The sequence below is a fragment of the Mesorhizobium sp. AR07 genome (genome assembly GCF_024746815.1).
Classification (GTDB): Bacteria; Pseudomonadota; Alphaproteobacteria; order Rhizobiales; family Rhizobiaceae; genus Mesorhizobium.
Map to the genome: position 1 here is coordinate 5,700,597 of NZ_CP080525.1, position 25,642 is coordinate 5,726,238.

A 25,642-nucleotide genomic window follows, 5' to 3' on the forward strand; every position below is an offset into this window, starting at 1 on the left:
TTAATTTGGCAGGCCCTTGGAGGTCGGCGCAGGTCTTGTTCGGTCGATACGATCGAGGAAACCTTGTAGCGCAGTCATCATTATCCTTACGCCTTCCTCGCGCAAGGTGAACGACTTGACGCGATCCACGGTGAGAAGCCCGACCAGGCACATGGTTGGGGCGTCCCGGTCATCCAGATCAAGCTGAATGCCTCTCACCGCCGGCAACATCTCGTCTTTCGGCTTCCTCGGCATGCTCTGCCTCCTAAAGGTGTCGTTCCCCGTCGTCGCGGTGCTCAAAACAAAACCAGTGTGAAACCTGGCGCGGCCGGGCGAAGCCGAACCCGGTATGCTTGCCGCAGCCAGGATGCTCACAGTAATGGCCAAGGAGTGCGACGCGCTCTCGCGTTACGGGCGTCATGCCTTCGGCAAGTCTCGCGGGCTCATCGCTCACGAATACGCTTCCGCGAGGATGAGCCCTTGAGAGCATCAAGCTCGTCCTGAAGGTGCCCGTTCGGCACGATCATCTCCTTCAATGCCTTCACCGGGTCGCCCTTATGCGAAGCGACGAACTTGTCGGCGACTGCCTGCAATGCCGCCTCTTGGCGGCTATTTAGCGTGATGACGCATGACGCCCTGCTGCACGCGCCTCTCACTGTGGCAGGCTTTTGCATGACCTTTTGCCTTATAGCTTAGGCTTACGGATCAGCTTCGTTCGGGATTTTGCGGGCGGCGCTTTTCGGGCTGCCTCTCGGCTGCCCATTTGGCTTTCTGCTCAGCTCGATACTCCTCCAGCCGTCGAATGGCTGCGAGCAAGTCCTTCTCGCCGTGGTCTTCCTGAAAGCGCCGCCGAGCGGGTCGCAGACATGTCGCGTGCGGATCTGCAGATCATCCTTCGTCGGGCCGCATTAATGCTCAGAAACGTTGCTGGCGTGTCGCTTGAGCCGGCGACAGAAGACGCGCTCAACTCGATCGCTGCCGAGATGAAAATCGCCAGAGCGGACCTCATCCAGATCGTGCTGCGTGAATGGCTGGAAACGAATGCCTATCTGCCGGTGCGCCATATCGACGAGGAAAGCGAAACCGACGGGAGCGCGCAGCTGGCGCCTTACTTCTGCTGGCATCCCGAGACAGGCTGTAGCGATGACCAACGCTGACATCATTACCCGATCTCCAATCATGAGCGCGCGCCTGGGTGGAACGACACTCGCGCGGCTACGGGAGACTCTGATCGCGGCTGGCGTTGAGTTCATCCCCGAGAATGGCGGTGGCGCCGGGGTAAGATTGCGGAAGTCATGAGCATCATTCCAGAGTGGGGTCTACGGTGACGAGGGCGGCCATCTGTCTGTTGGTTGTCGCGGCGGTATCTTCCGGGACCGCTGAAGCCGAAACGCTGAGAGAAGCCTATGACGCTTGTCTTGCAGCCAGCATCCCTAAATTCGAGCATGTTTGTGGCCGTGCAGACTTGATAGCGAGGGACATAATCTTCGAGTGCAGTCCGCAACTTCTGGCAATTTTGCGTTCGATGCCGCTTGCCGACGATGAAAATCAAAAGGTCGTGGCTGATCTGTTGAAATTTCGGCTTCAGCATCCCTGCGAAGTAAATTAACGCCTCTTCATCTTCGGCGTGATCTCCGCCACCCACCCCAAGTTTGTTGATTTCGCTCGCTCCATTGCGTGTCCGAACGGACAGCACAAGGAACTTCCCATGGCTTCGATCGCAGGCTCCTAACCTACCGCTTGCGGTCGACCTTATGCTGCGCAATACTACCCCCTTGGAGGGAACTATAGCGTTGTTGGGTGGACAGCATGCCAATCTATGTTGTTGCTGAAATGCACTATGATCGCGTGATTAGGTCTCAGGCGGTCGAAGCGACTAGTCCTGCTCTAGCCGCATCGGAAATGAATGCCAGCAAGACGGTCTTTAAACGATGGGCGAAGGATTGGATTCGAGTGACGGATGAGGGTGGCGGGCAAGTATTCGCCTACTCTATTGCACGGCTAAAGAACCCGGGTTAAGCGCTGGCCCAGAGCCTCTCGCGACCATGACGCTCGCGGCGACAGCCTGGCCCGCGGCTACCTTTGCGGCCTTGTAGTCGCCCTCCCATGGCAACGTGTTAAAGTCCGGTTGATAGTCACCTTCGCGATAAAGGTTCTCCGCAACGTAAATGCCTTTCACCCCATCCACCACACATGCCCAAGGCGGGTTTCCCGGGCATCGGTAAAGGCCCACTGCTGCCATCAGTGCTTTCTCCGTGAAACGCACCTATCTCACTCTAAGACATCGTCCTACGAACCCTTGCTAGTGTCGCCCTCCGTTCTGATGAAGGCGCCCACGGGCGCTTGGCGTCTTCCGAAGCAATCGGTCTCGTCCCGCTTTGGCACGATTTGATTGGCATCTGAATTGCTCATTCAGACTCGCCAGACTTAAGGCCGGAGCGCAGGCGAAGGAGGGGATGACAATGAGTTTAGCCGAAAACTTGTCTGATGTTGCGTTCACATTCGATTGTCCGGATTGCTCGCATCCGACCGTAAGGAAGGGCTCCGCGCTAAGAACGATCGCGCACTTTAGATGCGAATGGTGCAAGGCAAAAGTGCGGATCACTTATTCGCAGAAGCTAGCGATCTTCGAGAGGCATGGCCGTCTAGCCAATCGATAGCAGTCCACCACATCCTCATCTGGCCGCCGGGGGCCTACGGATGAGCGACGAACCAGCCAGGCTTGCCGAAGGCATGACGGCAGTGCCGCGCGAGCGAGCCCGGATCTAAAACCACGTCTGCGAGCATGGTCTTGTGTAAATGGCTCAGCTCATATGTGCAGCCGAAAAACAAAGTGATTTCTTGCAGCCCTAAATCGTCCAGAATCGAGGCGTTTGTCAGCTAGATTCGAGACGATGGAGAGGTCGATGAAATTGTCGGTTCTTGCCTTGGCCAGCGCGATGTTGTCGCTGACGTTTGGCACTCAGGCAGCGCCGCTGTCGATTGGCGCGCCGGCCCACGATGGTCTCGTCCAACAGGCGCGTGTGACGTGTGCATACCTGACCCGGGACGGCTACTGCGTCCGACCGCACAGGGTGCAGAAACACAGGGGATATCGGCATTATTACCGGCCCCATCGCTACCACCACTATAGGCGGATGTATCGGACCTACGAGCCGCCATACTACGAGCGCTACTATCGCCCGCCGATCATCCGGGTCATTCCCAACTATCCACCGTTTTATGATGATGGCTGGGACTATTGAGAAGTTGAGAGGGGCGGCGCAAACGTCGCCCCGCATCGTTTTAGAGGAGCGTCGCCTCCCCGTGGCCAGCAGCCTCACCATCGCCTAGGTCGCCAAAATAACCCGGCGTCGAACGCTGGTTGGAGTATCTCATGAACATTCGAATTCTTATCGCCGCAGGTTCCCTTGCGTTTGTTAACCCATTCGTGGCTCCGGCAAACGCGCAAGAGACGTTCTATTGTTGATTTCCACTAGGAACTGACCCGGCGTTTCCACCGAGATTTGACCCGCCTTTTATGTATGTTTCGGGTCTGGTGTGGTGGTCAAGTTCCTGTTTTTCTCCTTCGCGTTTTTCGGTTCATGAGCTGAGCTATTCTTGAAGCGGAAGCTGTCGTTTCCGGTTTCGAGGATGTGGCAATGATGCGTCAGTCGGTCGAGCAGCGCGGTCGTCATCTTGGCATCGCCGAAGACGCTGGCCCATTCGCTGAAGCTGAGGTTGGTGGTGATGATGACGCTTGTGCGCTCGTAGAGCTTGCTCAGCAGATGGAAGAGCAATGCGCCACCTGATGCACTGAACGGCAGGTATCCGAGCTCATCGAGAATGACGAGATCGGAATGGACAAGCCGGTTGGCGATCTGTCCTGAGCGACCCTGTGCCTTCTCCTGCTCGAGCGCATTGACCAGCTCGACCGTGGAGAAGAAACGAACCCGCTTGTGATGATGCTCGATCGCCTGGATACCCAAGGCGGTCGCAACGTGGGTTTTTCCAGTGCCGGGTCCGCCGACCAGAACGATGTTGTTGGCTTCGTCGAGGAAGGCGCAACGGTGGAGTTGGCGAACCAGAGCCTCGTTGATCTCGCTACTAGAGAAGTCGAATCCGTTCAGATCACGATAGGCTGGAAAGCGTGCGGTCTTGAGCTGATAGACTGTCGATCGGACCTCGCGTTCTGCCGTCTCGGCCTTGAGGAGTTGCGACAGGATGGGAATGGCGGCTTCGAACGCCGGCGATCCCTGTTCGGTGAGTTCACCGACAGCCTGCGCCATTCCGTGCATCTTCAAGCTTCGCAACATGATGACGATTGCGCCGCTGGCAGGATTATGGCGCATGGCGCACCTCCGAGGTCTTCCTCAAGGCATCGTAGCGTTCGACATTGGCCTTCGGCTCGTTGGTAAGCGTCAAGGCCTGTGGCGCGTCGATCGGCGGCGGCGTGGAGGACTTTCCGTCGACCAGGCGATGCAGCAGGTTCAGCACATGGGTCTTGGTCGGAACGCCGGATTTTAACGCCATGTCGACGGCCGACAGCACGGCCTGTTCGTCGTGCTGAAGCACGAGCGCCAGGATATCGACCATCTCACGGTCGCCACCCGGCTTTTTGAGCAGTTGCTGCTGCAGCATTCTGAAGGCTTCGGGAAGCTCGGTGAACGGTGCGCCATTGCGAAGAGCACCGGGCTTGCGCTGCACGACCGCCAGATAGTGCCGCCAGTCGTAGACTGTCTGTCCCGGCCGATCATGCGATCGGTCGATGATGCGTCGGTGCTCGCAGATGATCAGACCTTCCGCGGCGACAACGACACGGTCCGGATAGACCCGAAGACTCACCGGCCGATTGGCAAAGGATGCCGGAACGCTGTAGCGGTTGCGTTCCAGATGCACGAGGCAGGTCGGGGTAACCCGCTTGGTATATTCGACAAAGCCGTCGAACGGTCGGGACGTCGGCATGAGAGCCTGCACTTCCTCAGCCCAGATATCGGCGATGGTGCCGCGCATTTTGCCATGTGGGGTCTGCGCCCAGAACTCTTGGCATCGAAGCTCCAGCCAGTCATTCAGGGCTTCCAGCGAAGGAAAGCGTGGCACCGGCTGCCACAGTCGATGGCGAGCATCCTGAACATTCTTCTCGACCTGGCCCTTCTCCCAGCCAGACGCTGGATTGCAAAACTCGGGCTCGAACAGGTAGTGGCTGGCCATGGCCATGAAGCGGACATTGACGTCGCGATCCTTGCCACGCCCGACCTTGTCGATGGCGGTCTTCATGTTGTCGTAGATGCCGCGCCCAGGCACGCCACCTAAGACGCGGAAAGCATGGTCGTGGGCGTCGAACAGCATCTCATGCGTCTGCAGAAGGTAAGCTCGAACGGTGAAGGCCCGGCTGTAACTGAGCTTCGTGTGGGCCACCTGTAGCTTGGTGCGTTCATTGCCGATGATCGCCCAGTCTTCCGACCAGTCGAACTGGAAAGCCTCACCCGGATCGAAGGCTAGTGGAACGAAAGTCCCACGCCCCGAAGTCTGTAATTCTCTCTGCAGATCCGCCTTCCACTCCCGAGCAAAAGCAGCAACACGACCATAGGACCCCTCATAGCCGAGGCTCACAAGATCGCATGCAACTGCTTCATCGTGCGTTTCTGCTTGCGGTTCTTTTTGGCTTCCGTCTTCAGCCAGGCTGACAATCGGTCGGCAAAAGGATCAAGCTTGCTAGGCCGCTCGGGAACCATGAACTTCGGCTCCACGCCGCCCAGGCGAAGGTATTTGCGAATGGTATTCCGAGACAGGCCGGTCCTGCGGCAAATCTCCCGGATCGATAAATGCTCTCGAAAATGCCAGCGTCGGATCACGCTCAATAACGCCATGTCGATCACTCCGTAGCCCCCGCTGAAAAACGCGGGGCAAGGTTCAAACATGGGTCAATTCTCGATGGAAATATCCTGTGTTGCCGGGTCAGTTCCTAGTGGAAATCAACAACGTTCTATGGCTACGATTGCACTGATGGCTGCTCAAGCCATCAGGCGGGGTACGATTGGGCGCAAAGGAACGACATCACCGACGAAAGCGATTGCGACGGGAATAGCCGGTCTTTCAACGAGGGCTGCCAGGCGTACGTCGACGAGCAATCGACCGAACCAGTTCAGCGCTATCAACCCAATGATGATGGAGGGGACGAAGACAGCGGCGAATGAGGTTCTGCGAGCCACAACGAAGAGCCCCGCCAGTCGAAGCCAGCGGGGCGAATGTGGGGGTGGTGAGTAAATCGCGGGTCGCGAGTGGGATCGCCGCCGACTACTGCGGTTGCTTTTCGTTCTCAGCGGCGCGGAAACCCGAGGCGGTTGCATCGGACTCGCAGATGTAGGCGCCCTTTTTTGTGTTCCCGTAGTTCCTGCTCCCGGCGAAGTGGAAAATCTTCGACTTCAGGTTCACCCACACCACAATGCCGGCCGGGCAACGAGCTTTCGCCTGCCCCTCGGTCGCGAACTGGTTGGCACCCGTCGGTATGGCGGTTCCAGATGGTGCCGGCGAGTTCTTGGGCCGAGTTGTGGTGGTGACCGGTGCCGTCGTTGTGGCCGGCGCCGGCTTCGAGGGCGTCGGGGTTGTGGTTGTGCTCTGCACACCGGGAATCACTTCGGTTCCGGCGCGGCACGCAGCGACGAAATCCTTCTTGGTTTCGCCAGATCCTTTGATCGCGTCTTTGTTGGCTGCGTACTCGGCATCGCAGGCCTTTGCCGTTTTCACGTTTCCGGCACCAGCCGCGCTGGTGGTCGGCGCCGGAGCCGTTTTCTTGGTGGGAGCCGCTGTAGTAGCCGGCGCTACGCCGCCAGGGATGACCTCAGTGCCCGCGCGGCATGCTGCAATAAAATCCGCTTTCTTCTCACCAGAGCTCTGAATGGCGGGTTTGTTGGCAGCGTATTCGGCATTGCATTCTTTCGCGGTCTTGGTGGCAGCCGTTGCTGCGCTCGGCGCAAGCGCCAGAATGGCCGTAACAGCAGCAATTGAAAACATAGGGGCAAACTGCAATCGCATCGCAAACTCTCCGTTTCATCGGGGTTTGGCCCCCCTAATAAGCTGCCGAAACGCAAAGAGTCAGCTGCTCACCACATTTCATAGCAGTCTGGATTGGGCTGAGCGACTTACGGATTCGTAAACACCTTGAACGGCCGCCGACCGTACATTTCACCAATGGCGAAGTGCCGGACATGGAGTAGCGCTATTCCGCGACACCAGCATCATGATGGACGATTGCGTCCAAGACCGTTTCGTAGACGCTGCCCGTCTCTTCCTCGATTTCAGTGCTGCTGATGCCAATCGCCTTGGCGTCGGCGAACAATTTCTGGATCGCCTCAGCAACGGAGATCAGATCGGCGTTGACGATGCCGGACAGATTGTTGCTCAGCCATTGGTCGAGGAAGTTGATGCCGCGCGTGCTCATATCGGCATAAGCTCGCCGCGGCGGTTAGGTTCCTTGGATTACCAGTTCGGCGGCCAAATCGGCAGCCTTCGCCGAGAGGAGCAAGACGGCGATCAGGAGGCGCATCGAGAGCCCCTCGTCTTGCGAGGCTCCTTGGTCGTCGGATGCGCTGCAAGCCACGCCTCGTCCTCAGCAATGGCTTGGGCGATCTGTTCCGAGCTGATCGGCAGATAGCGGTCTTTCGCCGCCTGCTTCTTCCATTTCACCGAAACCTGATCCGGGGCCGGGGTCAGGATTTGCACTGCTACCGCCGCTCGATACCGTTCCACCCAAAGCTGGTGCCTATCCCCTATGGCGGAATGGATGGCCTCCAAACCGACGAGGGGTCCATGCCAAAAGACCTCTGCCAGGTCGCGGACAGCACGATAAGCTTCGGTCAGCCTCCTCGCCTTCCGCCATTCATTCCAGCGAGCATGACGCATTGTGCTGTTGTACGCGGTGTCCACCAGAATGGCGGCAGGGAGAGGATCAAGGCAAGCCTCAATGAACGCCGATAGTTTCTTCTGTTGCAAGAGGTCAGCCATTGCGCTGCCCTCCCGACTTTTCTTGATGGCCGTTTGCGACGTGCTCGGGGTGGTCGACCAGTGCCGCGGCTTCGCGGATCAAACCCGATCCGAGACCCCACTTGTCGCCAGCCATCTCGTCATAGTTGCCGTAGGTCAGCTTTGCGGCAAAGTCCTTGGCATCGATCGGCGGCAAGGCAGCGATCTGGATCATGAGATCGTCCGTCTTTTGACAGAGGCTTACGAACCCCTCTTCGTCATCCTCGTGTTCTTCCGCATAGCGGTCAGCGGCATCACGCGCCGCGTTCCATTGTTGAAACAGCGTCATGATCGGCGAGGTCGCCGTTGGCGACGGCGTCAGGGCTTCGATCAACTTGATCCGGTCGAAGTTATCCCACTCGAAAAAAGACCGGCAACCGGCCATGTAGGCCGCCTTGCGGCTAACCTCGTCCAGCGTGGCGGGACGGTGCGCCGGCATCGCCTCTTGCGCCGCATCGAGGCGCGCATCGATCCGCTTGGTTGCGGTGCTATCCCAAGTCTCGTCTGGAATGGCATCCCAAGCGGCAAGCGCGGCCAAATGGTGGGCGACGGTGTCTCTACAATATCGGATTTGCGATGATCTTCAGCTTCGGTCCGACGATGCTTGTCGAGCGAGGTTGGTCCAGTTCGAGCGCTGGATCGACGATCAGCATCGTGCTCTGGCTGGCCGCGTTTTCGGTTCCCTTTGGTGGCTTCCTTGCTGATCGAACCAAACGCGGCGATGCCATCCTCGTCGCAGGTTGCGTCGCCTTCGCACTTCTGATGCTTTTTCTGTCGCGAAGCGGACCGGTGCTCCCCTTCGTCATCGCCTTGGGACTCGTCTGCGGCTTGCCCGCGGGCGCTATCATGAGCCTGCCGCCACGTGTGCTGGAGCGTAAGACGCGACCCATCGGAATGGGGTTGTTTTATACCGTGTACTATGCCGGCATGCTGGTTGGCCCAGCGATCGGAGGAAGGATCTCGACGTCGGCCGGCGCAGCGAGCGCCGCCCTCGACTTTGGCGCCATTGTGCTCCTGCTTTGCCCTGTCATCCTGTGGCTGTTCCGCCGTATCGTCGCCAGCCAATTTCGGTCGGCGGTTTCATCGACGTGAGCGTGTGCGTAGAGTTTGGCGGAGCGGCGTTTTGAACAGTAGCGGATTATGTCGGCTCTCGACCAACAAGTAGTCGGGTGCGCAAGTTTCATCATAAATATCAGATAGTTAGCTGATGATGATTTTGACAATTGTCCTTGCAGTTTGCGCGGATGCACAACGGAAGCACAAGAGATCGTACCAATTTCGACGCACCCTCCGTAGAAAAACTGCCATTGACGTCTACTTGAGGATAATGCGGTGACCGATGGTCGCCCTTTTGGGACGGATAGGATGCTTCGGCTCATGAGATTGACGTGGTTGATGATGGTAGCGCTCGAGCGCTCCCACCTTTCCCCACACTCATTGAAGTACCGGTTTCGGCTTTCCTGCCATAGCTGATCGCAGCAAGTCTATCTTAACTGCACTTCTTGGGGCTCAATGCCTTGGTCACCGAAGGTAGAGCATCGTCGCCGATCAGCGGCCGGACTTTCGAGAACCGGAACTGTGCGCTATCTCCGCCAGTCAACTTTCATCCTGATGCAGACATGCGGACCGCCATGGACGGGAACAGTCGGTCCCGCGTCCCGTCCTACGGCCGGCGCTATGCTGACGCTCCTACGGCTGTTCCGTTCACCGCCCGCGACGGGGGCGAATCGTGATACGGTGGAATTGAACGATATTAAGCTAGGATAATTCTTATATTTGCCGACTGCCTCGATCTTCGATGGAAAGACCTTGTAATGATCAAAGTAGGTGACGATTCTGGATGATGAACGGTAATTCTCGGATAGCTCCAGCTCTTTAAGCTCGATCCCTGCCAATGTCCGAATCTCGTTTGCTGTGATGGCGTAACCGCCAAGTGAGTCATAGATCGCTTGGTTGGGATCACCGACGATGAATGTTCTGACTCTGCCTTTGCCCGCCTTAAGAATTGCGGCGATGATCGCGTCTGGATCTCCTTTGTGTCCAAGGCCATACCTTGCTCAACAACGCTATCAAGATGGTCAATGTAAGAAGCCAAACTCCTAGATATAGGACAAACTTATTGAACCGGCTTTGTTCGGCCGTTATGTAGACGAGGACGGGTCTGGTATAATAGGGAACGGTTTGACCGGTTTCAGGATTAGGGAGTTTCGGAAACGTCAAGTAATAGTTATTTATCAGGATGTGCAATAGTAAGACAATAGCGAAGCTCTTTGCCGAAATTTTTAAGATAAATTGTATCAGTTTCATTGTAATGTCACGACGACCGGGAAATTCTCGTAAAAAAAGATTCTGTTCATGGGTCGGTCTGTCAACATGTATGCATAGGGCAAATCGCTCCTCGTACTTGCATTCTGGTAAACGACTGCATGAGAGTAGGTTGAGATTCCACGACGCTCTTTGTGGGTGGCGACATGCTGGACAGAGAGTAGCCTATTCCACCGAGCCGCCTTCGCAGTGAAAGGCAACTTCCGTACCTTGACTTCCTGAGTATATTAGCAATCCCTTGACAATCAAGCGCCCCGCTCCAGACTCCTATCCATGGCGCGGGAGATCAATATCGGAGACAAGGTGGCGGTCATCGCCACTGTGGGCAAGCGCATCGAGGGTCGCGTCACCCTGCACATTCCGACAGCCAATTTCCCCTAGACGACTATGCCCTCCTGAATACCAACGCGCCCGCCTTCGCGATATCGCGAGCGAAGCCAGGCTCGTTGCCAAAGTTCGACGCGGGCTTTCTGCTGAAAGCGGCTTGTCGAGACAAATGCGGAAGAATACCAAGAAAGAAAAAGGGGAGCGCGACATGACGGCCGCCGTCCAAGATCATGGGCAACGTCGCGCCAGGGCGGCGACTGCCCTTGCCTGCATGGGGATCGTTTTCGGCGATATCGGTACGAGTCCCCTTTACGCGCTGCAGGTCGCAATCAATTCGGCTACGCCAGCGGGCAGCGGCCCCGCCCCACAGGCGATCATCGGCATCGTTTCGCTGATCTTCTGGTCGCTCATCGTCGTCATTTCGATCAAATATGCGATCCTGATCATGCGAGCCGACAATCACGGCGAGGGCGGCATTCTCGCGCTGCTTGCACTGGTCAGCCCGCAGCGCGCCAAGCAGAGCCGCGCGCGCGCCCTGATGGTGATGGTTGGCCTCTTCGGCGCGACCCTGCTCTACGGCGACGGCGCAATCACGCCCGCCATGTCCGTGCTCAGCGCGATCGAAGGTCTCAAGGTCTATGCGCCGCAGACGGAACATGTCGTCGTCCCGCTGACCGTCGCGATTCTTGTCGTTCTGTTCTTTGTCCAGAAGAAGGGCACGGGCTGGATCGGCGGCATCTTTGGGCCAATCATGCTGGTCTGGTTCGCGGTTATCGGTCTTCTCGGCATCAGCGGCATCATGGAAGGGCCGGCGATTCTCGCAGCCCTAAGCCCGTGGCCCGCCATCGACTATCTCTGGCACGCCGGGCCGCTGGCCTTCACGGTAATCGGAAGCGCCTTCCTCGCGGTTACGGGCGGTGAAGCGCTCTATGCGGACATGGGCCATTTCGGTCCTTTCCCAATCCGTGTTGCATGGTTTGGTGTGGCGCTGCCGTCGCTGACGCTGAATTATTTCGGGCAAGGTGGGCTGTTGCTGGTTAATCCGTCGGCCATCGAAAATCCCTTCTATCACCTTGCGCCCGCTTGGTCGCACTACGGACTGATTGCACTGGCGACGGCGGCGACGGTCATTGCCTCGCAGGCGATCATAACGGGTGCCTATTCGCTGACGCAGCAGGCGATCCAGCTTGGCTTCCTGCCGCGCATGAACATCATCCATACTGCCGGGCACGAACGTGGGCAGATTTACATCCCGCTGGTCAACTGGACCCTGGCCGCTGCCACGCTCACCGCCGTCCTTGGCTTCCGCTCGTCGGATGCGCTCGCCGGCGCTTATGGCATTGCTGTGTCGCTGCTGATGGTCATCACTACGGTTCTTGCCGCCTTCGTAGCGCTGCATTGGAAGCACAATCTATTGATTGTTCTTGTCGTGAACGGCGGCCTCTTCCTGCTCGAACTCCTCTATTTCGCATCGGCCTCGACGAAGCTGCTGGACGGCGGCTGGTTCCCACTGACGATTTCCCTCGTGATCGCTTTTCTCATGATGACCTGGCGCCGCGGCCAGGAGATTCTGGACAAGGCGCGCCTGGCTGTTCGCCAGACGGTCGCCGACTTCAATGCCGACATCAAAGCGAACCCGCCCTTTCGCATCCCCGGCACCGCAGTCGTGCTCGGCCGCTTGACGAAAGGCATTCCGCTCGCCCTCTCGCACAACCTCAAGCTCAACCATGTGCTGCATGAGAGGGTGCTGCTGGTCGCGATCGAAGTCGCGGAGACGCCGCGCGTGCCCGATGAGGAGCGGGCCGTCATCCGGAAGATTTCCGATGACATTTCCCGTGTCGAGCTTCGCTACGGCTTCATGGAGAATCCAGATGTGCCCGACGGTCTGAGGACGGCGCTCGCACGCGAGCAGATCGACAAATGCGAATTGTCGAAGATCACCTACTACACTGGACACGAGACGATCATCGCCGGGGGACTGACGGACGGGATGGCGCGCTGGCGCGAGCGTCTCTTTGCGCTCATGCACCACAACGCGCAGCGGCCTGGCGCCTATTTCAGCATCCCAGCCGAGCAGGTCATGGAAATCGGGGTCGAATTCAAGATCTGACCGTGACCTGGGCTTAGGAGCGATTGTTCAGAGCCAAGAGATGACGGCTGCCGGTCCCCTGGAGGCAGCACATCCCGGTGTTGCGACACCAATACAGAATTGATCGAACCCGCTCTCGCTAACGTTGGGCTCAATGACGACTTCGATCGGACCTTTAGGACGACGAGAGAGGCACCGTCGACCCGACGCTTAAGCGCCGAGTCTGTCCGCTGTGCACCGGGCATCGTCACCGATCTGTTCGATCTCAGGCTTTGCAACGACTCTACGATTGGCATCCAAGAACTAAATTAGCGACAGTCCGTGATCCTTGAAGTAGCGGCTTAGCAACTCCGGATCCTGCTGCTCGGCCGCGAGCGCGACGTACGTATCAGGGCGAAGAAGATACATCGCATTCTGAGCGAGGCCCTTCTTTGCGTAAGCTTCCTGCCAAGCGAAGGCATGAAGGGCGAGACCTCGACGCGTGCACCAGTCGCCTAGGTCGGCGCTTGAGGTGCCATACACATGGACTTGCCAGCCGATTGTCCCCAATGTCTCGAAGTTGTCGTCGCTCGGCGTCGGCGCCCAGGGCAGGCGGTCGCCGCCGTTGACATCGCCGGCCTTGCCTTCGCTGATCGCGCTGTCGCGGTAGTTTATGACGATCTGGGACACGGCACTGAACAAGTAGTCGCGAACCGCTTCGAATTTGAAGAGCGTGGGCACGAGTACGGGGACAATGCGCGTGCGAATGAAGTCCGCCGCCCATCCTTCGGCCGTCGCGAGTGTAAATCCTCTGTCGGTGGTTGCCACGAGCTTTAGCGCAAAGGCCCGGCGCTCGCTTTCGTAGGTATCCAGGAGAGCGTCCGATGCCTGATCGGCCAGAACGGCTTTCAATTTCCAGGCCAGATTGATGGCGTCGCCAATGCCTGTGTTCATGCCCTGGCCGCCGGCCGGGCTGTGAATGTGCGCGGCATCTCCCAAGAGGAAGATACGGCCTTTGCGGAAATGCTCCGTGACGCGGTGATGGACGCGGTAGGTCGAGAACCAGTTGACCGTTCGAATCTGTACTTTCATGTGCTGGATGGCGCGATCGCTGACATCTTCGAACTTCAGGCTATCGGCCTGCGCCGCCCGCTCGTCGCGGACGGTTCCGATCAGCCGCGCGCGACCTTCGCCTTTCAACGGAAAGACCGCGAGAAAGTCGGCCTCGTCCAGGTCGACGTGCAGCTCGCCGTCCAGCGCTGGACCTGAAGCATCGACGTCGGCGACGTAAAACACCTGTTGGTAGGTACCACCAGGAAAGCCGATGCCCGCTGTCTGCCGGACGATGGAGCGCGCGCCGTCGCACCCGGCGAGGTAATTTGCCTCGCACGGTTCTTCCTGGCCGTCCGCACGGCGCAGGGTTGCAACAATATGATCGCCGGCATCGCTGAAACCGAGAAGCTCGGTGTTTCGTTCGACCGATACGCCGAACGCCTCGAGATGCTCGATAAGCAGGCGCTCATGTTGATCCTGCGGGTAGATGAACGGCCCATAGGGCGTGAGATCTGCGGCGATGGTTCCAAAGGGGACACGTGCCTTCTTCTCACCTTCGACCCATAGGTTGATCCCAGGGACCTTGTGACCTTTTGTCAGGATCTCTTCCGTCAGATCGAGTTGACGGTAAAGTTCGAGCGTTCGCGCCTGTACCGCGAGCGCGCGTGACGTCGTGCCCGGCCCATCCGTCTTGTCGATGACGCGGACTTTCACGCTCTGCTTGGCGAGCCAAAGCGCCAGTACAAGGCCGGTCGGTCCGGCGCCGATAATCAGGACATCGCTACGGCGCATCTTACTCTCCACCATCTTCCGCCAGAAAGAACGCTATCAGGTGGCGGTGAATTAGCTCGATACAGGTCCCCGTCGCCGAAGGCGATGCGCACTCGTTCCCAGTGTGCCCACGCGGATTGTGCTTTCTGTTCTAGGCATATCAAGCAATGTGGGCGGAAATCTTCAGTGCGGTCAATCGACACCAGGCCTGATTGTGTGTCCGCAAGGTGTCAGGGGCTGAACGGGGCGCCACCCGCTTAGTCCTTCCTGAACCCCAACTGAACACCGTCTTCAGCATCGGTTCGAATGGCATCTCCTAAAAAGAAGCCGTTCAACTCGCGGTCCCGTCCGCCAAAGGAGACGCTCTCATGATCCGCATTTCTTTCATCGCAACCGCGCTCGCCGCTCTTGTCGGTATTACCGTCGCCGCCCCGGCCATGGCCAACGACGTGAGCATCGAGCAATATGGCTGGTCGAACTCGGCCGGCGGCGCCCAGAACGGCTTCAAGAACCGTATCCGGGTCTACCAGGACGGCCGCTTCAACACGGTGATCGGCCAGCAGCGCGGCCGCCACAACCTTTCGGCCATCGGCCAGGAAGGGGTCGGCAACTACGGCGCCACCTATCAGAACGGCAACCGCAATGTGGCCGGCGTCGCCCAGTTCGGCTCCAACCACACCACCATCCTGACCCAGGACGGCAACGGCAACATCGCCGCCGGCGTGCAGGTGGGCCATGGCTGCGATGCCAATGTCAGCCAGGGTGGCAGCGGCAACGTCGCCGCTTTCGTCCAGGCCTGCCCGTAGACAGCAGTGCCGGCCGGGTGGCCGCGGAACGATTTCGCGGCCACGGCCACCGAACGCCAAGGAGACGAACCATGCCCCGCATCGTCAAGCATTCCCGCTCCGTCATAACGGCACTCGCCCTGGTCTTAGTCTCGGCCGGCGCGCTGGCGACCATGGCCACCGCCGACCAGTCCGTCGAACCGGTGCGTTGCGAGATCCGCGCCGCGCCGGAAGGCGGCATGGTCTTGCTGGAGGCGCTCGCCCATGCCGACAGAAAGGTGAGCGGCACCTATTCCTTCCATGTCGAAAGCGCCGGCCGGTCCGGCGGCACCAATATCGAGCAGGGCGGCGCCTTCAGCGCCGCGCCCGGCAAGCCTGCGACGCTCGGCACCGTCATGCTGGACGCAAAGGGCGTCGTCTACGACGCCAAGCTCGAGGTCACGGTCGATGGCAAGAGCATCGGCTGCGCCGAGCAGGTCGGCGGCGCGACCTGATCGCATCGCTAGATTTACGAACAGGGCGTCGGCGGTCGGCGCCCTTTTTATGTGCGCCAGGCCGGGAGAAAAATGACTGAACGACAGCTGAACGAAGGATTCCGGCAGCGTTCAGCCACGAGATGAGAAGGTTGGCCATAGGCTGAGGCAGCCGGAAAATGGAGATCAAGATGACCCGCAATATGTTCAAAACCCTTACCGCGGCTCTCGTTGCCGGCGGCATCGGCCAGGCGGCGCTGTCCGCACCGGCTTACGCGGGCGGCTGGGTTTCGGTGACATTTGCTCCTGACAACGCCCGCGACGCCGGCGCCCTGGCGACTGGCCTGCGCGTCTATTCGCTGTATCGCGGCCTGCGCGGCGCCAGCATCCGCCAGGTGGGACACGGCAACGCCGCCGGCATCGGGCAAAACGGCGGCGGCAATCTGGGCATCATCCAGCAGGAGGGTAACGGCCATTCCGCCACCCTGCAGCAGAACGGCAATGACAACGCCTACGGCATTTTCCAGTTCGGCAGAAACACCGACGCCAACGTCGTGCAGACCGGCGATGGCGGCGGCGGCGCCACCTTCAGCTACGGTTGGTAGCAGGCGAAGACCAATCGAGACTCGGGCCCGGAGATCATCGTTGCGCGTCGCCAGCGGCTCGCTTGCCTGTGGCGGCTCAGCGCCGACCTCAAGGGGCCCCCTCGCTATCCAACTTGGAGCATGAAGGTGCACCTGTTGAAGCCCTCGGAATTGCTCGAACGGGGGTTATAGCTTTTGATGATGGCGCCGTTCTTCACCGACGCGAGCATGAAGACGATGAAGCCGGAAGCCGATATGAAAAAGGCCTGGGCCGGCATGGCTAAGGCCGATCAGGACAAGATGATGAAGGAATGCAACGACGCGGCGATGAGCAAGCCTCACGCCCGCCGGAGTTGGTACCGGAGCGCACTACCACCTTTCCTTACATTCTTCAGGAGGGGTTCATTTTGAACCTTTTTGACCGTGAGCGATCTTTCGCTCCGAGCAGGACAGCCGTCAGCTTTTTGGGAGCCAACGTTGAAGTAAGCGAGTTCGTGATATTGTGTGGGTGTGGGCATTGTCGCTTCCGAGATTCGTCATCCAGATCGATCAAGCATCGTGACCGCCATCAACATTCGAGGCGCTATTACACCCTCCGGGCTCACCATTATCGTTATTTATCAATGATTTAGTAGTAATCATTGGCTCGGGTGGCCAAGTCAGGACTGACGAACCTCCGTGCATCTTATTGACTTTATCGACTTATGGCGGGCTCCGGAAGACGGACGATATCGATTTGCCGCACAAAAATGTGGCAAACTCGCAGGAATATTGCTCCTGTCAGCGCTCTAGGCAGACGGTGACGCCCAGCCCTCCGCCGATGCAGAGCGAAGCGAGGCCACGCCTTGCGTTTCGCTTCTGCATCTCGTGCAGCAGGGTGACGACGATGCGGCAACCTGATCCCGCCAGCGGGTGACCCAGCGCGATGGCACCGCCGTTAACGTTGATCAGATCGCTGTCCCAGCCCATCTCGCGGTTGACGGCTATGGCTTGCGCGGCGAAGGCCTCGTTGATTTCCATCAGGTCAAGATCAGACGCGGACCATCCGGCTTTGGCAAGCGCCTTGCGTGATGCCGACACCGGACCGAGCCCCATTTCCATCGGCTCGATACCGGCCGAGGCATAGGCGGCGATGCGCGCCAGCGGCGTCAGGTTAAGCTCGTTCATGCGCTTTTCCGAAACGACCATGACCGCCGCGGCGCCGTCGTTCAGCCCGGATGAATTGCCGGCCGTGATCGTGCCGCCCTGATCGAAGACCGGGCGCAGCCGCGACAGGTCTTCCAGCGTCGAGGCGGGGTTGGGATGTTCGTCGGCAACGACAACGCGCTGCTCGCGCTTGCCCGTGACCGTGACCAGCGCGATCTCGCTGGTGAAGCGATCCGTCGCGATGGCAGCGCCGGCCTTTTCCTGTGAGACCAGCGCGAAGCGATCCTGTTCGTCACGCGTGATCTGGTAGCGCCGTGCCAGGCCTTCGGCGGTCACGCCCATATGTACCTGGTTGGGTGCATCCCACAGGCCGTCGACGATCATCGAATCCCTGATGGCGTGGTCGCCCATCCGGACGCCGCGCCGGATGCCGTAGATCAGGTGCGGGGCCTCCGTCATCGAATCCTGGCCGCCGGCAATGACGATGTCGGCGTCGCCGCAGCGGATCGCCTGGGCGGCGAGATGGATCGACTTCTGGCCGGCGCCACAGACCTTGTTGACGGTCATTGCCGGCACGCCGATGGGAATGCCTGCTTTGAGCGCGGCCTGCCTGGCCGGGTTCTGGCCGGCACCGCCCGTCAACACCTGGCCCATGATGACTTCGCAGATCGCACCCCCTTCGACCTGCGTTTCCTCAGAGCCGAAATGCGAAAGATCGCGTTTGGCGCGCCATAGCCTCTGTATCCGACACGTTGCACGATCTCAAAGAAGAAGCCTTCGGCGTAAGTCGGGCTGTATATCTGGAAATAGTCTCCGTGATCATCCCGATCGTAGAGTATGTTGTTTGCCTTCAGCCGTTCCGTCAGGGCGGGGTCCAGGCCGAACCTAGCTTCCAGATCCTCATAATAGTTCGGGGATATGGCCAGGAATATGAATCCGTTCTGGGAGAGCCGTTTTGCTGTCGCGAATATGTCTTCCGTCCGGAACGCGATATGTTGAATGCCGGACCCGAAATTCTCGGCGATGAAGCGGCCTGCAAGGGTATTATGGTTCTCGGCACCGTTCATTGTCAGCCGGAGGGAACCCTCGCGATTTTCCACGACCTGACTGCGCACGATGCCCGAGGGATCGATAACGTCAACCATAGGAGATTTGTGCGTCTCGACAAGTGAGATGTAGAAAAGCAGGCACGTCGGCAAATCCTCGTACCGCATCGTCTGGGCAATATGGTCTATCGACGTCAATCCGGCTGAAACCGGCTCCGCGTGCTCGTTGGTGGAATGAAACTCGCCGTCCCAGGCACGATCGAGCCCCGATTTCTCGTCCAGGAAACAAAGCAGGCCACCGCCGACGCCGTGCACGGCAGGTATCTCGATTTCACCGAGCCTACCGGGTGTCGAAAATTGTTCGGCGCCGAGTGCCACCGCACGCTTCACGACCGCGGCCGCATCGTCGACAAGCAGGCCCAGGGCGTAGGCGGAGGTGCCATGGACTGCATAGGAGGCGCCTGCGAAGCCTTCTCGGCCGGTATTGATCACAATGTTGATCACGCCCTGTTGGAAGCGTACCGCTGACTTGGTCTTGTGTTTTCCAACCTTTCTGAAACCCAGGCTGCGAATGAGCGCTTCTAGCCGCGCGCCGTCCGCCTCATCGGCTGTGAACTCAATGAACGCCACCCCCTCGACAATGCCCCGCGCCGGCATCGCGGGCACGGACAGGGCTGTTCCTGGCTCCTCGCGTTTGACCTGGTCACCGAGACAGATCAACGAGCGCCGTCCATCGTTGGCGATCGTGGCGGCAGAGCCGCCCCGGAACTGATCATTGAAGATTTCCAACGAGAAATAGCCGTCATAGCCGGTCGATGCGACCGCCTTCATGAAATCGAGCACGGGCAGGTCGCCTTCGCCCGGCATGTTGCGGAAGTGGCGGCTCCAATGGAGCAGATCCATATCGATGAGGGGCGCATCGGCGAGTTGGACAAGGAAAAGTCTTTCCTTCGGGATGGAACGGATCGAGTTGATGTCGATCTTGCGCGAAAGCGTGTGGAAACTGTCGAGGATGAGACCGACACTCGAATGATCGGCGCGGCGCACGATCTCCCAGGCGTCGCGATGGTCGTTTATATGGCGCCCCCAGGCCAGGGCCTCGTAACCCACACGAAGTCCACGCCTTGCCGCCCGATCGCCGAGTTCGTGGAAATCGGCGGCCGCGCGCTCCAGGCCGCCAAGTGCCGCGGGGGACACATTGGAGCACACAAGGATGAGATCGGTGCCGATCTCCTGCATGAGGTCGAATTTTCGTTCTGCACGGTCGAATGTCCGGGAGCGTAATGTTCCCGGCATGCCCTCAAAATCCCGAAACGGCTGAAACAGCGTGACCTGCAGTCCCTGGTCACAAACCATCTTGCCCACCTGACTCGGGCTCTCGTCGGAAATCAGAAAGTCGTTCTCGAATATCTCCACGCCATCGAAGCCGGCCTTGGCTATGACCTTCAGTTTTTCACTCAGATCGCCGCTGATGGATACGGTGGCTATCGAAGTTTTCATTTGTCCAAACCTCCGATTTTCACCGCCAATTTTCGTCTTTGAATTTGGTGCAGATATCTGCAGCAAACGCCTCAGCTGCTATGTCATGCAGCGAACTGTTTGGCTGTGCCCGCGAACGCCTCGGCCCACAGCGCCAAGGCATGTTCGTCGTGCCTGGCCGATACATAGTGGCGGCCATAGGTGCTGTGCATCGACATCACGCCATTGCGCCTGAGTTCCAGGTGGAGCTTCAATGTGAAGCCGGGATCCGAAACTGCGACGGCCTCGATATAATTCGCCGGCTCCTTGTCTCCGCGCCAGACTGTGAAGACCGTCCCGTAGCCGCTGGTGCAGATGGATATGCCCTCGGCGGCGAAGGCGCTCACGGCACGCTCCCTCAATTGATTGCCGGCCTGCAGAACGGCGGCATAGTCCACTGTGTCGACGACGCTCATGGCGGCTTTTACCGCGGCGCAGGCCAGCGGATTGCCGTTATAGGTTCCGGCCCTGTTGACCCGCTGGTCGTCGAAGGCAGCCGTGAGTTCTGGCGAGCAAAGCAAGGCCGCGACGGCGACCCCGTTTCCGATTGCCTTTCCGACGGTTGCCATGTCGGGTTCGACACCAAGCAGGTGGCTTGCCAATCCCGGATGGAGCCGAAACCCCATCAGGACCTCGTCCATGATGACCAGGGCTCCATGCTTTCTGGCGAGAGCAGTTACGTATTGAAGGTAGCCTGCTTCCGCGAGGATGCATCCCGCGTTCGCCATCATGGGCTCCAAAATGATCGCGGCGATGTCAGCGCATTCGGCGAAGAGGAGATCGGCATCTTCCTTGTCGTTGAAGCGAAGAAGCAGCGTATCGCCCTTCGACGGCCTTTCGTTCGACGCCATGGCCGCCTCGCGCGATCCGGCATTGCCGAACGCTACATCGTCGAACCAGCCGTCATAGCCTGCCGCCATCTTGACGATCTTGCGGCGGCCTGTAATCGCCTTCGCCGCGCGGCACGCAAGGTGCACCGCCTCGCTACCCGAGTTCAAGAACACCACCTTGGTGAGATTGCGGGTGTGAGATGCCAGACTGGCCGCGGCTTCCTCCTCGAGGGCGTGGGCGTAGGCCGGCATGGAGCCTCTGTCGATCGCTTCGTGGATCGCCTGCGCAACCTCCGGGTCCGTATGCCCCAGAAATGTCGCTCCGAAGCCCAAAGCGGTGTCGACATAGCGCCTGCCCTGGTCATCCCAGACATAAGGACCCTGTGCCTTTGACACCAGGAAACGCCGCCCATTCACATCGGGTACTATTCGCCCCGCGCTCGAGATACCGCCAACGAGGTGCTGCATGAGTTAAACTCCAAACAGGCGGGGAAGCCACTCGGTGAGCGACGGGAACGCGACCAGCACCGCGACACAGACAATGCTCGCGATCCAGTAGGGCACCAGCCAGACCGAAACCGACCACATGTCGATCTTCGCGACCTTGCACACGACGAAGATGTTTGTGCCGATTGGCGGCGTGAACAGGCCTATGCCCAACGTCATGGTGAACACGATGCCGGTTTGATAGGGCGTGAGCCCCGCCGCGAGCGCGATTGGCACGAGGATAGGCGCCAGGATGATGAGCGCGGGGCCGAGATCCAGCCAGAAGCCCACAACCTTCAGCAATCCCAAAACCAGGATGATGGTGATCAATGGCGAGGTGTGCAGTCCGGTAATCCACGCGGCGGCGTTCGCCGGCACTTGCTCCACGGTCAAGATCCAGCCGAATGGCGTGGCGAGCGCCATGATCATCATGATCACGCCCGTCGTTGCGACGGCGCCGGCCGCAGCGGAATAAAGCGAACGGATCGGAAGTTCCCGATAGACCAGGATACCGACGAAGAACGAGTAGACGACTGCAAGAGCAGACGCTTCAGTCGCCGTGGCAATGCCTCCGATTATGGACCCCAGCACGAGCACCGGCATCAACAGCGCCGGCAATGCACCAATGGCGTCACGGCCGATTTCTCGCCACGACGCCGGTGTCTCGTTGCGCGGGAAATTGTTCCGTCGCGCGACGATGTACGAGGTCACCATGAAGGTTGCGGCGATGAAGGCGCCGGGAACCAATGCGGCGACAAGCAGGCCGCCGATGGATGTGCCCGTCAGAACGCCATACAAGATAAGAATGACGCTTTGCGGTCCTATGATGCCGAGGGTTCCAGATGCCGCGGTCACTGCCGCGGCGAACGCTTTGGGATAGCCCCGTTCCGCCATGGCCGGGATCATGATCGCGCCGACCGCGCCTGTATCGGCGGTGGCCGAACCGCTTATCCCGCCATAGACAAGGGCGGTCGCTACATTCACCAATCCGAGGCCGCCCCGGATGCGCCCGAAAACATGCTCTGCCATCCGCATGATCCGTGCGGTCAACCCGCCTCGGTTCATCAATTCGCCGGCGAACAGAAACAGCGGAATCGCCGCAAGCGTAATGGCATCCGCACCTCGGATCGTCTGCTGTGCGAACCACGCGAACGGCAGACCAAGGTTGCCGAAGTAGATCGTCAGGAGGCTGGCCACGCCCATGCACCAGGCGATCGGGACACCGATTAGAAGCAAGAACGAAAAGCTTATGATGAGGATCGCGATGGTCATTGCGCGTCGCCTTTCCTGGTCGCCGAAAACAACGAGTCCAGGATCCGGGGGGCGCGAGAAGCCGCGATGCAAACCGCGGACACGCCCAGGATCAGCACGGTGACCGTGATCACGCCGGTGGGCATCCGCAGCACCGGAGTAGGCACCAGCCATGAACGTTGCCAAACCGCCCAGCCACTGACGATGAAGGCAATTCCAATCGCCAGCAGCGCGATCGTCCCTATCATGTCAAAGACAGCTTTCAGACGAACTGGAGCGCTGTGGTTCAGCGCTTCGAATGCGACGTTTTCACCCCGCAGTTCTGCGTTGATCACGCCAATGAACGTGATCCAGATGAACGCAATACCCGCGACCTCGAAGGACCACTCAACGCCTCCAAATTCGAGATAGCGGGCGATGACGCCGAGCAGCGTCGAGCCAAACATCACGATGAACGCAACCACACCGATGAATTCGAATGCGAGCATCAGGCGCCCCCACCCGCCGGGTGGGGGTTTCAACGAATCGGGATCCATTGAAATCACCTCAGTTGGAGGTCGCGGCTTGCTTGACCGCGGACACCAGATCAGCGCCCCATTCATTGGAGAACTTGTCGTAGACGGGTTTGACGAGCACGACGAACGGCGCCGTATCCACGGTGGTGACCTTGACGCCTTTCTTCTCGAGCTTCTTCTGCGTTTCGGCGTATGTCGCTGTCAGTTCGCTGCGATACCAGGCAACCGTATCGGAGGCGGATTTTTTCACCGCCGCCTGTTCGTCGGGAGTGAGGGAGTCGAACTTGTCCTTGTTCATGTACCACCAGTTGGCGGTCCAGATATAATTCGAGATCGAAAGGTTCTTCACGACCTCGTACCATTTGGAGTCGTAGTAATCGCGCATCTCGGGTTCGACGGCTGCAACGACGTGCGACTGCAGCGCGGTGTAGACCTGACCGAAGGGAATGGACTCCGCGAGCGCGCCCAGTTCTTTCATCGTAGCCAGAATAACCGGGTTCGGAGGTGTCCTGATCTTGATTCCGGCGAGGTCGGCCGGCGTCACAACCGCCTTGCTGGTGGCGAACTGGCGGAACCCTGAATCCAAAACGCCGAGCATAAGGTAGCCGCGGCCTTCACCAAGGCGTTGCACCTTTTGTCCCTCGTCGCTGTCCAGGAATTTGTGGACATTGTCCGCATCGCGAAACAGGAACGGCAGCGAAAGCACATTCAAGCGTGGGTCGATTGCATCGACAGCTCCGCCAAGGCCGATGTCGATGGCCCCCGCGCCGACGCCATCGGCGATCGGGCCTTCGTCACCCAATTGGGCATTTGGGAAAATCTGGATTTTCACCGATCCCTTTGTCGTGTCGGTGACTTCGGCTGCGAATTTCTCTATCGCCTTGTTGATAAGGCTATCGGGAGACGAAGCATGGGCAAGCCGCAATGTCGTTTCGGCGCTTGCCTGGGCCACCCACAGGCTCGAGACGCAGATGACGCCCCCGATGAGCGAGGCGAGAATCTGGCGCCGTTTCGTGGTCTTCAACATTGGTTCCCCTTTGCGATCTTGTTTATTGCCGCACCGCTAAAATAGCTGCGCCAGCGGACCTGAAAACCGCAGATTTGTTATTGCAGCATAAGCGTCGTTGATACCTGGCAAGCCGCTGATGCAATTCCAGACACCGCTCATCCGGGGCGCGGTCAAAAGGTTCAAATTCAGATTCATGTGCTGCGAACGTCATCATCTGGCATAATCAACCTGCGAACCCTTGGAGCTGGATGAATGCGCAACCTCGACAGCGATGCATTGGCGGCCTTCGTCGCTGTCGCGGAAACAGGCAGTTTTACCGCGGCCGCCGAGCGCCTCGGTCGAACCCAAGCCGCCGTCAGCATGGCAATCGGCAGGTGGGAGGAGCGTCTCGACTTGCGCTTGTTCGATCGAGGCCACCGCCGCGTAACGCTCACTCCGATTGGTGAGCGGCTGTTGGGCTACGCGCGCAGGATTCGCGCGATAGAAGACGAGGCTCTTGCGACGCTCCTCGAAGGCAGAAACGAAAGCCGAGTGCGGTTGGGCATGCCGGACGACTACCTCACTTTGTTTGGCACGGCGCTTATGCAGCGCTTCGTCCCACAGCACCCGACTGTCAGTCTCGATCTTCAGTATGATTTTTCGCACCGTCTCGAATACATGGTCGAAAATCGCGAACTGGACATAGCGATCATCACCCAGAACGCAGGAGATCCCAAAGGCGAGGTCATTCGATTGGAGAAACAAGTCTGGTGTTCCGCGCCGAACAGACGGCCCGAGGAAGCCAGCTGTGTCCAACTCGCGCTTTTCCCTGACGGGTGCCGGGCGCGTCCGCAGATTTTGTCTGCTCTCGAACGGGCGAACCGTCGCTGGCGCATTGTCTATTCGTCTTCCGATATAGCCGGCATTCAGTTGGCGGTTGCTTCCGGCGATCTTTTGACGGTCCTGCCGGAAGCCGCTGTGCCGGCGGAGTGGCGCAAGCTGACGCCTGAGGATGGAATGCCGGACCTCCCACTTCTGCGCCTGGCGATGGTTCTTCCACAACAACCACGCCTGCCGGTCAGGCAACTAGCGACTTTCCTGAGAATGGAGTTTCAAAGCACAGTGGTCGAACCGTTTCCCGGTCGGGTGTCGAAGCTTCAAGGCTTGTCCCACTGACGCTGATGTCACTTGCAGGGAGGAAGGCAAAGAGGACCGCGGCCTCGCCTTCTGATGCAGGAGGGCCATGCCGTCATTTCCGGCGTCGTCGAGCGAAGTTAATCTGCGCGCCAATTTCTCGGCTGGGAGTTCGGCTAACCGATGCCGAAATCGAGGCGATCCGTGCGCTTGACTGCGGTCATCGCCGCGCTGGAACATCCAAAGCGCAATTTGGAGCACTCGATCTGGGGACAGTACCCACGCGCGATATGGAAAAATCCCACGGCAACCTCAAGAGAGCTTTCCATCATCGTGGCGAAGCCGGCCACAACTCTATCCGG

The 25,642-nt window shown here is 59.1% G+C and carries 23 protein-coding genes and 2 pseudogenes; 9 read left to right on the top strand and 16 right to left on the bottom strand.

The features are described 5' to 3' along the window. Both BPNPMPFG_RS28355 and BPNPMPFG_RS28360 read right to left on the bottom strand, forming a co-directional pair. The gene (locus BPNPMPFG_RS28355; protein WP_258591878.1) at positions 1-234 is read right to left on the bottom strand and encodes a hypothetical protein; all 234 of its coding nucleotides are present in this window, start codon (positions 232-234) and stop codon (positions 1-3) included. 188 nt (positions 235-422) lie between these two features. Continuing rightward, the gene (locus BPNPMPFG_RS28360; RefSeq protein ID WP_258591879.1) at positions 423-572 is read right to left on the bottom strand and encodes a hypothetical protein; all 150 of its coding nucleotides are present in this window, start codon (positions 570-572) and stop codon (positions 423-425) included. Between the two features lie 273 nt (positions 573-845). Between BPNPMPFG_RS28360 and BPNPMPFG_RS28365 the strand changes: the two are divergent. Both BPNPMPFG_RS28365 and BPNPMPFG_RS28375 read left to right on the top strand, forming a co-directional pair. Beyond that, positions 846-1,076, top strand: a pseudogene (locus BPNPMPFG_RS28365) (hypothetical protein); the annotation flags it as partial. Between the two features lie 1,809 nt (positions 1,077-2,885). Then, on the top strand, positions 2,886-3,224 hold the full coding sequence (locus tag BPNPMPFG_RS28375) for a hypothetical protein (protein ID WP_258591880.1): 339 nt from the start codon (positions 2,886-2,888) through the stop codon (positions 3,222-3,224). A 273-nt stretch (positions 3,225-3,497) separates the two neighbouring features. Here BPNPMPFG_RS28375 and istB read toward each other — a convergent pair whose 3' ends face one another. The 6 genes and pseudogenes from istB to BPNPMPFG_RS28405 all read right to left on the bottom strand — a co-directional run bounded on the left by istB (position 3,498) and on the right by BPNPMPFG_RS28405 (position 8,518). Beyond that, positions 3,498-4,310: an IS21-like element helper ATPase IstB gene (istB, locus tag BPNPMPFG_RS28380; protein ID WP_258591881.1), complete on the bottom strand. Its 813-nt coding sequence runs from the start codon at positions 4,308-4,310 to the stop codon at positions 3,498-3,500. Further along, positions 4,300-5,828: pseudogene (gene istA / locus BPNPMPFG_RS28385) on the bottom strand (IS21 family transposase). The gene istB and the pseudogene istA overlap by 11 nt, the downstream one beginning before the upstream one ends. A 427-nt stretch (positions 5,829-6,255) precedes the next feature. Then, the gene (locus BPNPMPFG_RS28390) at positions 6,256-6,993 is read right to left on the bottom strand and encodes a hypothetical protein (protein WP_258591882.1); all 738 of its coding nucleotides are present in this window, start codon (positions 6,991-6,993) and stop codon (positions 6,256-6,258) included. A gap of 184 nt (positions 6,994-7,177) precedes the next feature. Beyond that, positions 7,178-7,399: a DUF768 domain-containing protein gene (locus tag BPNPMPFG_RS28395; protein WP_258591883.1), complete on the bottom strand. Its 222-nt coding sequence runs from the start codon at positions 7,397-7,399 to the stop codon at positions 7,178-7,180. 92 nt (positions 7,400-7,491) lie between these two features. Next, positions 7,492-7,962, bottom strand: coding sequence for a hypothetical protein (locus tag BPNPMPFG_RS28400; protein WP_258591884.1), 471 nt, complete (start codon positions 7,960-7,962; stop codon positions 7,492-7,494). Continuing rightward, positions 7,955-8,518, bottom strand: a complete 564-nt coding sequence (locus BPNPMPFG_RS28405) for a hypothetical protein (protein ID WP_258591885.1) — start codon at positions 8,516-8,518, stop codon at positions 7,955-7,957. Before BPNPMPFG_RS28405 ends, BPNPMPFG_RS28400 begins: the two co-directional genes overlap by 8 nt. 38 nt (positions 8,519-8,556) lie before the next feature. On the opposite strand from BPNPMPFG_RS28405, the gene BPNPMPFG_RS28410 reads away from it, so the two are divergent. Continuing rightward, on the top strand, positions 8,557-9,072 hold the full coding sequence (locus BPNPMPFG_RS28410; protein WP_258591886.1) for an MFS transporter: 516 nt from the start codon (positions 8,557-8,559) through the stop codon (positions 9,070-9,072). A 1,768-nt stretch (positions 9,073-10,840) separates the two neighbouring features. Continuing rightward, positions 10,841-12,742: a potassium transporter Kup gene (locus BPNPMPFG_RS28415; RefSeq protein ID WP_258591887.1), complete on the top strand. Its 1,902-nt coding sequence runs from the start codon at positions 10,841-10,843 to the stop codon at positions 12,740-12,742. 282 nt (positions 12,743-13,024) lie between these two features. Here BPNPMPFG_RS28415 and BPNPMPFG_RS28420 read toward each other — a convergent pair whose 3' ends face one another. After that, positions 13,025-14,545 (bottom strand): FAD-dependent oxidoreductase, encoded by a 1,521-nt coding sequence (locus BPNPMPFG_RS28420; protein ID WP_258591888.1) that lies wholly within the window; start codon positions 14,543-14,545, stop codon positions 13,025-13,027. Positions 14,546-14,892: 347 nt separating this feature from the next. Here BPNPMPFG_RS28420 and BPNPMPFG_RS28425 point away from each other — a divergent pair, with 347 nt between their 5' ends. The 4 genes from BPNPMPFG_RS28425 (at position 14,893) to BPNPMPFG_RS28440 (ending at position 16,777) form a co-directional block, all read left to right on the top strand. Then, positions 14,893-15,330 (top strand): curlin, encoded by a 438-nt coding sequence (locus BPNPMPFG_RS28425; protein WP_258591889.1) that lies wholly within the window; start codon positions 14,893-14,895, stop codon positions 15,328-15,330. Between the two features lie 71 nt (positions 15,331-15,401). Beyond that, complete coding sequence (gene csgH, locus BPNPMPFG_RS28430; RefSeq protein ID WP_258591890.1) at positions 15,402-15,803, top strand: curli-like amyloid fiber formation chaperone CsgH; 402 nt, start codon at positions 15,402-15,404, stop codon at positions 15,801-15,803. Positions 15,804-15,973: 170 nt separating this feature from the next. After that, positions 15,974-16,387 (top strand): curlin, encoded by a 414-nt coding sequence (locus tag BPNPMPFG_RS28435; RefSeq protein WP_258591891.1) that lies wholly within the window; start codon positions 15,974-15,976, stop codon positions 16,385-16,387. Between the two features lie 177 nt (positions 16,388-16,564). Further along, the gene (locus BPNPMPFG_RS28440) at positions 16,565-16,777 is read left to right on the top strand and encodes a hypothetical protein (protein ID WP_258591892.1); all 213 of its coding nucleotides are present in this window, start codon (positions 16,565-16,567) and stop codon (positions 16,775-16,777) included. Positions 16,778-17,146: 369 nt separating this feature from the next. Here BPNPMPFG_RS28440 and BPNPMPFG_RS28445 read toward each other — a convergent pair whose 3' ends face one another. The 6 genes from BPNPMPFG_RS28445 to BPNPMPFG_RS28470 form a co-directional block, all read right to left on the bottom strand. After that, a complete protein-coding gene (locus BPNPMPFG_RS28445) occupies positions 17,147-18,166 on the bottom strand; it encodes an acetyl-CoA C-acetyltransferase (RefSeq protein WP_258591893.1) in 1,020 nt (339 codons plus the stop codon). Next, positions 18,151-20,058, bottom strand: a complete 1,908-nt coding sequence (locus BPNPMPFG_RS28450) for a bifunctional sugar phosphate isomerase/epimerase/4-hydroxyphenylpyruvate dioxygenase family protein (RefSeq protein ID WP_258591894.1) — start codon at positions 20,056-20,058, stop codon at positions 18,151-18,153. The genes BPNPMPFG_RS28445 and BPNPMPFG_RS28450 overlap by 16 nt, the downstream gene beginning before the upstream one ends. Positions 20,059-20,141: 83 nt before the next feature. Beyond that, positions 20,142-21,374, bottom strand: coding sequence for an aminotransferase class III-fold pyridoxal phosphate-dependent enzyme (locus BPNPMPFG_RS28455; protein WP_258591895.1), 1,233 nt, complete (start codon positions 21,372-21,374; stop codon positions 20,142-20,144). Between the two features lie 3 nt (positions 21,375-21,377). After that, a complete protein-coding gene (locus BPNPMPFG_RS28460) occupies positions 21,378-22,664 on the bottom strand; it encodes a TRAP transporter large permease (protein ID WP_258591896.1) in 1,287 nt (428 codons plus the stop codon). Then, positions 22,661-23,131, bottom strand: coding sequence for a TRAP transporter small permease (locus BPNPMPFG_RS28465; protein WP_258591897.1), 471 nt, complete (start codon positions 23,129-23,131; stop codon positions 22,661-22,663). The genes BPNPMPFG_RS28460 and BPNPMPFG_RS28465 overlap by 4 nt, the downstream gene beginning before the upstream one ends. A gap of 58 nt (positions 23,132-23,189) precedes the next feature. After that, complete coding sequence (locus BPNPMPFG_RS28470; protein ID WP_258591898.1) at positions 23,190-24,185, bottom strand: TRAP transporter substrate-binding protein; 996 nt, start codon at positions 24,183-24,185, stop codon at positions 23,190-23,192. A gap of 234 nt (positions 24,186-24,419) precedes the next feature. Here BPNPMPFG_RS28470 and BPNPMPFG_RS28475 point away from each other — a divergent pair, with 234 nt between their 5' ends. Then, complete coding sequence (locus BPNPMPFG_RS28475; RefSeq protein WP_258591899.1) at positions 24,420-25,322, top strand: LysR family transcriptional regulator; 903 nt, start codon at positions 24,420-24,422, stop codon at positions 25,320-25,322. A 134-nt stretch (positions 25,323-25,456) separates the two neighbouring features. Here BPNPMPFG_RS28475 and BPNPMPFG_RS28480 read toward each other — a convergent pair whose 3' ends face one another. Then, positions 25,457-25,630, bottom strand: a complete 174-nt coding sequence (locus BPNPMPFG_RS28480) for a hypothetical protein (RefSeq protein ID WP_258591900.1) — start codon at positions 25,628-25,630, stop codon at positions 25,457-25,459. Positions 25,631-25,642 lie beyond the last annotated feature (12 nt).